Source organism: Streptomyces calvus, assembly GCF_006782915.1.
In the GTDB taxonomy this organism is placed as follows: Bacteria; Actinomycetota; Actinomycetes; order Streptomycetales; family Streptomycetaceae; genus Streptomyces; species Streptomyces calvus.
Genome location: NZ_VCNP01000056.1, coordinates 967,570 through 974,791 on the forward strand (window position 1 = coordinate 967,570; position 7,222 = coordinate 974,791).

Annotated in this window: 7 protein-coding genes; 3 read left to right on the forward strand and 4 right to left on the reverse strand. The window is 72.3% G+C overall.

The window, feature by feature from the left end; all coding sequences use genetic code 11:
- Positions 1 to 14: 14 nt before the first annotated feature.
- Entirely contained in the window at positions 15 to 1,046 is a 1,032-nt protein-coding gene (locus FGW31_RS32695) for a 7-epi-alpha-eudesmol synthase (RefSeq protein WP_142197160.1), read from the reverse strand.
- Between the two features lie 313 nt (positions 1,047 to 1,359).
- Here FGW31_RS32695 and FGW31_RS32700 point away from each other — a divergent pair, with 313 nt between their 5' ends.
- The gene (locus FGW31_RS32700) at positions 1,360 to 1,752 is read left to right on the forward strand and encodes a VOC family protein (protein ID WP_142197161.1); all 393 of its coding nucleotides are present in this window, start codon (positions 1,360 to 1,362) and stop codon (positions 1,750 to 1,752) included.
- 70 nt (positions 1,753 to 1,822) lie between these two features.
- On the opposite strand, the gene FGW31_RS32705 is transcribed toward FGW31_RS32700, so the two are convergent.
- Both FGW31_RS32705 and FGW31_RS32710 read right to left on the reverse strand, forming a co-directional pair.
- Complete coding sequence (locus FGW31_RS32705; RefSeq protein ID WP_142197162.1) at positions 1,823 to 2,134, reverse strand: DUF4235 domain-containing protein; 312 nt, start codon at positions 2,132 to 2,134, stop codon at positions 1,823 to 1,825.
- 126 nt (positions 2,135 to 2,260) lie between these two features.
- Positions 2,261 to 3,286: a glutathione S-transferase family protein gene (locus FGW31_RS32710; RefSeq protein ID WP_142197163.1), complete on the reverse strand. Its 1,026-nt coding sequence runs from the start codon at positions 3,284 to 3,286 to the stop codon at positions 2,261 to 2,263.
- Between the two features lie 100 nt (positions 3,287 to 3,386).
- Here FGW31_RS32710 and FGW31_RS32715 point away from each other — a divergent pair, with 100 nt between their 5' ends.
- Complete coding sequence (locus FGW31_RS32715) at positions 3,387 to 4,343, forward strand: cation diffusion facilitator family transporter (protein ID WP_233288753.1); 957 nt, start codon at positions 3,387 to 3,389, stop codon at positions 4,341 to 4,343.
- Between the two features lie 469 nt (positions 4,344 to 4,812).
- On the opposite strand, the gene FGW31_RS32720 is transcribed toward FGW31_RS32715, so the two are convergent.
- On the reverse strand, positions 4,813 to 5,445 hold the full coding sequence (locus tag FGW31_RS32720; protein ID WP_142197165.1) for a LysE family transporter: 633 nt from the start codon (positions 5,443 to 5,445) through the stop codon (positions 4,813 to 4,815).
- A 451-nt stretch (positions 5,446 to 5,896) separates the two neighbouring features.
- Here FGW31_RS32720 and FGW31_RS32725 point away from each other — a divergent pair, with 451 nt between their 5' ends.
- A complete protein-coding gene (locus FGW31_RS32725) occupies positions 5,897 to 7,168 on the forward strand; it encodes a PucR family transcriptional regulator (protein WP_142197166.1) in 1,272 nt (423 codons plus the stop codon).
- The last annotated feature ends 54 nt before the right edge of the window (positions 7,169 to 7,222 follow it).

The following is a 7,222-nucleotide window of genomic DNA, read 5'->3' on the forward strand; positions in this document are numbered from 1 at the left end:
GCAGCACCGCCGTCTCACACCGTCAGCAGATCGTCCACCGAGCCTCGCCCGGCCTGCTCGGCGGTGGCGACGGGCCCGTCCTTGGACGCCGCGTAGCGGCCGCTGGTCAGCGCCCACTCGTAGTTGCCGTTGATCCAGTGCTGGATGGCCTCGACTCCCCGGCGCACCCGGTCCCGCCCGTCCGCGTCGAGCCCGAGCTCGTCGCACATCGCGGGCACCCGCGCCTCGAGTTCCACGTACTCCGCCAGGCACGCGGTCGTCATGGCGTACGCCTCGTCGGCGGCCTCCTGCCAGGAGTAGCCGCGCTCGCGGTGCAGCACGGCGATGAGGTTGTGGCCGTCGCCGCGGCGCCGCTCCCGCTCGAAGGAGTGGATGTCGTTCATGAACCCGATGGTGTCGGAGGCCAGATCGCGCAGGCGCTCCATCAGCGGATGCGCCATGGCCTGCGCCGGCACCTCGAAGCCCCGGCTGCGCTCGCCGGCGTCGATGCTGTGGTGGATGCCGACGGTACGGCGCCGGAACGCGGTGTACTCCTCCAGGCCCAGCGTTCCGGCCAGTCCCCGGGCCGCCAGGTCGACCTCCTCGCAGTGCGCCACCAGAAACCGGCCCCAGGAGGCGGCGAACCGGGTTCTCCAGGTCAGGGACATGCCGTCGGAGAGGTGTTCCCAGACCTGGGTCCAGGCCAGCGTGATGGGACAGACGACCCGGGGACGGCTCCCCGCCGGCCGCAGCGGGGTCACGACGAGTTCCCGCGCCACCTCGGCTATCCGGTCCGCGCGGTCCGGCCGGCCGGCGTCGAACTGGTCGTCGAAGAGGAAGGCCAGGGAGAACCAGTTCATCAGGACGACCATGTCCTGCGCCGAGGCGTGCGGATAGGTGCGGGCGGCGGCCTGCGGCAGGTCCCAGGACCGGTACTCCTCGAACCCGTCCCGGCTGCGGACCAGACCCATCTCCCACACCCAGCGCAGATGACGCGCCCGGGCGTACTCCAGATGGCCGCTGACGGGGGTGTCGAAGGGCAGGTCGAACCGGACGTCCTGAGGCATGTGCTTCCTTTCGGGAGACGGAACGCAGAGTCCCCCGGCCCTGCGGGCGAGCGGTCGTGACGGCCACCCGCGCACTCGAACTCCGCTTTCCACAACGGAAGTTGAGAAGCGGAACGAGGCTCCTCCGAGCGTAAATGATCTACGCGACGGCTCCGTCGTGATCTCCGTTACTCCACGGGCCGCCCGGGTCACGGACCCGCCCCGACGCCCGGCATCCACCGCGCCGTACCCCGACTGAAACCGGCGAGCGGGGACAGGTGTCACCTACCGGGCGGGGCAGCAGGGCCCCGTCTGCGGACCACAAGGAGGAGACATGGCACTGGTGACCGGGGGAGTCGTGGTGCTCGACTGCGCCGAGCCCGAGAAACTCGCCGGATTCTACGCGGAGTTGCTGGAGGCGACGCAGGTCGACGCCCACGTCAACCGGGTGGAGATACGGTCCGCCGACGGCTTCCGCCTCGCCCTGCGCCGCGACGTCAACGCGACCGCGCCGAGCTGGCCGCGCCCCGAGAACTCCCTCCAGGCGCACCTGGAGTTCGAGGCCGACGACCTGGACGAGGTGGAACGCCGGATCGTCGGCCTCGGCGGCCGCCCGATGGAGACGGGCGACGCGTCGGGCCCCACCGAGGAGCGCGGCTACGCGGACCCGGCGGGCCACTCCTTCACCGTCCGCCGCGGCACCGCGACGGCCCCCAAACAGGGGTGAGCCCGCCGTCGGGGACGGCGGGGCGGAGGTACGGACACCGGCGGCCGCGCGCGGTGTCCGTACCGGCGGGTCAGTCGCGGCCGCCCTTCTCGGGCACCGGCCAGGTGCCCGTGGAACGCTCGATCACCTTGGCGCCCGCCCGGTCCACGGCGCTGCGCACCACCGCGAAGATGGCGCCCTGGATCGCCGCGGCCAGCAGGATCTCGCCCCACCGGCGGTCCCGGTCCAGCGCGTCCGGCGCGTCGTCCTCGTGCCGGATCACCTTCCAGGTCTTCTGGAAGGCCATCCCCGCCAAGGTGCCGCTCGTCCAGCCCAGCGCGAACCCGATGGGCTTGTACGCCATGGGCAGCTTCTTCTTCGCCTTCTTGCTCTTCTTCGCCACGTGGATCTCCTAGGTCGGCTTCGTCGTGTCGTCAGCGGATGGAACGTGGGGCCGCGCTCCGCGGGCGGAACGCGGGACCGTCGTCGGTGGACGGACCGTCGGACCGGTGGTCGCGCGGGAGCGCCCTCAGGGGCGTCCCCGCGCCGGCACCTCCTCACCGGCCGGGACCGGCCCCGGCGCAGTGCCGTCCCCGAACGGCCGGCCGCCCAGCTCCTCGCGGTGGTGCGGCGTCGTCCAGCCGGACAGGTCGGGGCCGAGGGGCACGATGCCGGTCGGGTTGATACCGGTGTGCACCCGGTAGTAGTGCTGCTTGATGTGGTCGAAGTCCACGGTGTCGCCGAAGCCGGGCGTCTGGTACAGATCGCGGGCGTACGCCCACAGCACCCGGTTCTCCGTCAGTTTCCAGCGGTTGCACTTGAAGTGGCCGTGATAGACCGCGTCGAACCGCACCAGCGTGGTGAACAGCCGGACGTCCGCCTCCGTGATGGTGTCGCCGACGAGGTACCGCTGCTTCTCCAGCCGCCGCGCGAGCAGCTCCAGACGCCGGAACAACGCCGTGCACGCGGCCTCGTACTCCTCCTGCCCGGTGGCGAAACCGGCCCGGTACACGCCGTTGTTGACGTCCTGGAAGACGTCCTCCGTCATGGAGTCGATCTCGTCGCGGCGCGCCGCCGGATACAGGTCGGGCGCCCCGTCCCGGTGCAGCTCCGTCCACTCGGTGGCGAAGTCCAGGGTGATGCGCTGGTAGTCGTTGGTGACCAGCTTCCCGCTGGGCACGTCCACGATCGCCGGTACGCTCACCCCGCCCGGGTAGTCCGCCTCCCGCCGGTCGTACGCCTCGCTCAGGTACCGGATGCCCAGCACCGGGTCACGGCCGTCCGGGTCCAGGGTGAAGCGCCAGCTGCGGTCGTCCTGCACGGGATCGGCGACGGCCAGCGACAGCGCGTCCTCCAGGCCGAGCAGCCGCCGCGACACCAGCGCCCGGCTCGCCCACGGGCAGGCACGGCTCACCACGAGCCGGTAGCGGCCGGCCTCCACCGGCCATCCGTCCCGGCCGTCCGCGGTGATCCGGTCCGCGAAGTGCGCCTTCGACCTCTTGAACGCCTTCCTGCCGTAGGCGTCGTTGCCGCCGGCCCCGTCGTCGCGGCCCATGGTGCTCTCCTTGTCGCCGTCGGAACACTCCTGTGACCGCGTTCCCCGTTTTGCGCCGACGGCACGGTGTGACCTAGGCCGACCGGGGCAATCGCCGGGAGTGAGTACACGATCGGATCGCAGAACCCGCGTCACCGTGCTGGTGGCGCTCGCAGCCAATCTGGTGATCGCCGCCGCCAAGGCGGTCGGTGGTGTGGTGGCGTCCTCTCCGGCCCTGCTGTCGGAGGCGGCCCACTCGGTGGCCGACAGCCTCAACGAGGTGTTCCTGCTGGCCGCGCTGCGGCGCAGCAGGCGCCCGGCCGACCGGCGGCACCCCTTCGGCTACGGCAAGGAGCGGTTCTTCTGGGCGCTGCTCGCCGCCGTCGGGATCTTCGTGATGGGCGGCTGCTTCTCCTTCTTCCAGGGCGTCGAGGCCCTCGTGGAGGGCGGCGGCGAGGACCGTGAGGGCTACGTGGCCGGGCTGATCGTGCTCGCCGTGGCCCTGCTCGCCGAGGGCGCCTCACTGCTGCGGGCCCTGTACCAGGTGCGCCGTCAGGGCGGCGGACTGCGTGACCCGGCCCTGCGCACGGTGGTCGCCGAGGACGGCACGGCGGTGGTCGGTGTCACTCTGGCCATGGTGGGCATGGCGCTGCACATGGTCACCGGGCAGGTGGTGTGGGAGGCGGCCGCCTCGCTCGCCATCGGCGCGCTGCTGGTGCACGTCGCCTACCGGCTCGGACGGGACGCCCGCGACCAGCTGATCGGCGAGGCCGCCGACCCGGAGGCGAGCCGGCGGATCCGGGAACTGCTGCGGGCACAGCCCGAGATCGACAGCGTGGAGGCGCTGTTCACGATGAAGACCGGTCTGGACACCGCCCTGGTCGCCGCCCGCGTGGACCTGGTGCCCGGGCTGGACAGCGAACGGGTCGAACAGGTCGCCGTCCGCATCAAGCAGTCCATCGCCCGTGGGGTTCCCGAGGCCGACCAGATCTTCCTCGACGTCACCGAGCGCGGTGCCCCGGAGGCGCGCGAGGCATGGGAAAGCCCCGCCGCGACGGGGGAACGCGGCGGGGCCTGACACACGGCTGCCCGCCGGCGACCACTTCATGCGCGTCCGCCGGAAGTTTTTACCCCGGCATGGTGCCCGGGGTGATGGGCGCCGGGCCGCAGGAACACCCCGGCCGACCCGGGACCGCCGGAGCCACGAACTCCCTTGACTTGTAAGTCCGTTCAATCCCGCGCGGCCGATCAGGCCCGCGAGTCCGGCTGGGTCGGCTGGGTTTGCGGTTCCGGCTGGGTCGGCTGGGTTCATGGGTCCGATCGGGCCGGCTGGGTCCGCGGGTCCGGCCGGGCCGGCTGGGTTTGCGGGTCCGATCGGGCCGGCTGGGTCCGCGGGTCCGGCTGGGTTCGCGGGTCCGGCCGCGCCGGCTGTGTCCGCGAGTCCGACCGCGCCGACTGGGTCCGCGGGTCCCGGCCGGGCCGGCTGGGTCCGTGAGGCCGATCGCGCCCGCGAGTCCGGGGCGGTTTGCCCGGGGCCGCGGCCGCGGTCAGGCCGGGGCCAGGGCCATGCGGACCGCGAGTGCCGTCATCACGCCACTCGCGATCAGCGCGGTCACCAGCCGGCCCCGGTGGCCGGTCAGCGTCCGGCCCAGCAGGGCGCCGCCCCCGGCGAGCAGCACCTGCCAGCTCGCGGACGCGGCGAAGGCGGCCGTCACGAACACGGCCCGCTCCGACAGCCCCGCCGCCTCCCCGCCCTGCGAGCCGAGCACGAGCGCCGCGAAGTAGACGACGGTGGTCGGGTTGAGCAGCGTGATGCCGAGCAGCGTCAGGAACGCCCGGGCGGGGCTCGGCGGCGCGGCCTGCGCACGTCCGGTGAGCCGGCGGTCCCGGTAGCGCCGTACGGCGGTGGCCGCGCCCCACGCCGCCAGCGCGAGCAGCACCAGGACGCAGATCCAGCGCAGTGGCCCCAGCACCGGCCGCAGCGCCGAGGCGAGGGCCGACCCGCCGGCCGTGGCCGCCAGCGCGTAGAGCCCGTCGGCCGTGGCGACGCCGAGCGCCGCGCAGACGCCGGTGCGCAGGGAGGTGCGGGCGGTGAGGGAGACGAGGTACGTGCCGACCGCTCCCACGGGGACGGCGATGCCGTACCCGGCCAGCAGCCCGGCGAGCAGGGCCGCCGTCACGGGCGTGGCGGTGTCGGTGCTCCACGCCGTCCGGACTGCTGCTGTCGTCCGGCGGCGGACGCGGTGACGGACGGCGGCAGCGGGAAGAAGTGGGTACGCATGGCTGGATCCTGGGCCCTCGCGCCGTGCCGGGCAATCGGTTTTCCCGGGAGTGACCGCCGGGCGGCTCGCCCGGGCCATACCGCGCTCACCGGTGGGTCCCGCTGCCCACCCGGCCGCCGGTAACCGTCGCAGACGGGAACGGTGTGGTCGGCGTCGCCGCCACCCCGGCGTTCCGATCGGCCGGGGCATCGGTGCGGGCGGGGCCTACTCCGAGCGGTGTGTCCAACTGCCGGTGTCCTGGCGGTGTTCAGCGGCACACCGGGCATAGTTGCATACGCAACAAAGTTCACCGCACCGTTACCTGGCCACCGCTCCACCGTGCATACCCACGGTAGTAGATTGCCTACGCATGAGTACCACCTCGCCTGACATCCACCGCGTCACCGCATTCGCCGAATGGATCGACGAGCATGCGGACGAGGTCGCGGACAGGGTGTTCCAAGCCTGCGTCACGGCCGTTCCTTCCTTCACGACGAACGGCCGTGAGATCGAGCATGCATTCCGTGCGACGTGCTTCTCGTTCCTGCCGGGCGTCAGCAGGGCGGTGTCCACAGGAGAGTTCGCCCCCGGGCCTCTGCTCCCCGCAGCGGCGGAGCACCTGACACGTCGGCTCCCCGCGGCCGGGATCAAGCTCGTCGACCTCGTCCTCACCTACGACGTCGCGGGCAACGAACTGCTCGACGGCTTCGGCAGGGAACTGCGCGTCAGTTCCTGCTGGTCGGACAGCGACCGTGCCGACATGCTGTCGGTGGTGATGGGCCGGCTGTTCCGGTTCCGCCAGGCCGCGCTGTCCCAGGCGATGGCGGTCTACCGCCAGGAGCAGAAGCTGCTGCGGCGCAGCGAGGTCCCCGACGTGCCGGCCACCGTCCGGCAGGTGCTGGCGGGCGAGTTGGGCGACGCCGAGGCGGAACGGCGGCTGGGGTACCGGATGAAGGCACGCCACATGGGTTTCGTGGTGTGGGGCCATGACGTCGCCGAAGCCGTTCTGCGGGACGTCGCGGCGCAGTTGCGCACCGAACTGCGAGCACATCAGGACCTGGTGGTGCAGCCGGACGGGCGTGCCGTGCACGGATGGCTCGGCGTCCCGCAGCACGCAACCGATGTGGACGCACTGCGTGCCCGCCTGTCCCCGCCTGCCGGCGTCCGCATCGCTCTCGGCGCGCCCCACCACGGCAGCGACGGATTCCGGATCACCCACCGTGAGGCGCTGGAGACCCAGTCCCTCGCCGATCGGGCCGTACCGCAGCCCGTGCGCCCCGACGGGCCGGCCGTCGCCGACAGCATCGTCTCCTTCCGCGACGTCGTCGCGCTGGTCTTCGCCGACCGTGACGTGGAGTTGGCGCGGCACTTCGTCCGGAGCCAGCTCGGGGAACTCGTCGAACCGCGCCACTCGGTCCTGCGCGAGACCCTGCGTGTCTGGTTCGAAGAACTCGGCAGCCCCACCCGGGCCGCCCGACGCCTCAACGTTCACGTCAACACCCTCGTCAAGCGCCTCAATCGGGCTTCGGACATAGTGGCCCGGCCCCTGCACGCCGGAGACTTCGCCTTCCGTTTCGCCTTCGAGTTGTCCAGGGGTCATCACGGAGACGGTGCGAGCGGGCTTCCCGAGGAAGGCCACTGATCGGCTGACGAACGGTGGGGCGTGCCGGGCGAGGCCTCGAGCCCTTGAGCGTCA